Annotated in this window: 1 protein-coding gene; it reads left to right on the top strand. The window is 54.5% G+C overall.

Annotation, left to right across the window (positions count from 1 at the left end):
- Positions 1–861: ATP-binding protein (locus tag K7A42_RS08065; RefSeq protein ID WP_282455052.1), on the top strand; the 861-nt coding region annotated here is incomplete at both ends.

Genomic DNA, 861 nt, shown 5'->3' with positions numbered 1-861 from the left:
GGCAAGACGACGTTGGCTCGAACCCTGCTCCAGACAGATCGTCCGTATTTCACGTTAGATGACGAAACGACCTTACTATCAGCAAAGACCGATCCAGTCGGCTTCGTTCGTCAGATTGATACTGCCATCATAGATGAGGTGCAGCGTGCACCGGAGTTGCTGCGTGCCATAAAACAGGCTGTAGACAACGATCGGCGGCCTGGGCGATTTTTGTTAACCGGCTCAGCAAACATTCTCGCACTCCCGACGATTTCCGATAGTTTGGCCGGGCGGATGGAAGTCGTTACCTTGTTGCCCCTAGCTCAGTCCGAAATTCGACGCAACCAGTCGAACTTCCTCGATTCCGCTTTTGCCGGAACGGTTATAGCGCCTCGCAATCCAACGGTCGGAAACGACCTGATGGAGCGAGTGCTCATCGGCGGATATCCTGAGATGGTCGGTCGTGGCGATCCCCGCCGTCGATCCGCATGGGCTAGAGAATACATACGAGCCATCGTTGAACGAGATGTGCGCGAAATTGCCGACGTCGAACGCCTGGGCCAAATGCCGCAGCTTCTGCGGGCGCTCGCGCATCATTCGGGACAGTTGCTCAATTTCACCCAATTGGCCGGCCAGGTCGGCATCGATGACAAGACCGCCCGGCGATATATCGGACTCTTCGAACAGCTGTTCCTAGTTCGTCGCATCGAGCCCTGGTTTCGAAACCCTTTGAAGCGTCTTGTTAAGACACCAAAGCTCCTGTTTCTCGATAGCGGGCTCTTAGCTTCGTTTGTCGGAATGACGATCGATCGAATTTCAAGTGACCGAGGACTATTTGGTTCATTGCTGGAAACGTTTGTCGCTGGCGAAATCCTCCGGCTT

This window comes from Agrobacterium sp. InxBP2 (assembly GCF_026191755.1).
GTDB lineage: Bacteria > Pseudomonadota > Alphaproteobacteria > Rhizobiales > Rhizobiaceae > Agrobacterium > Agrobacterium pusense.
Note: the sequence above shows the minus strand (reverse complement) of the source record. Positions and strands in the feature narration are given on the sequence as shown.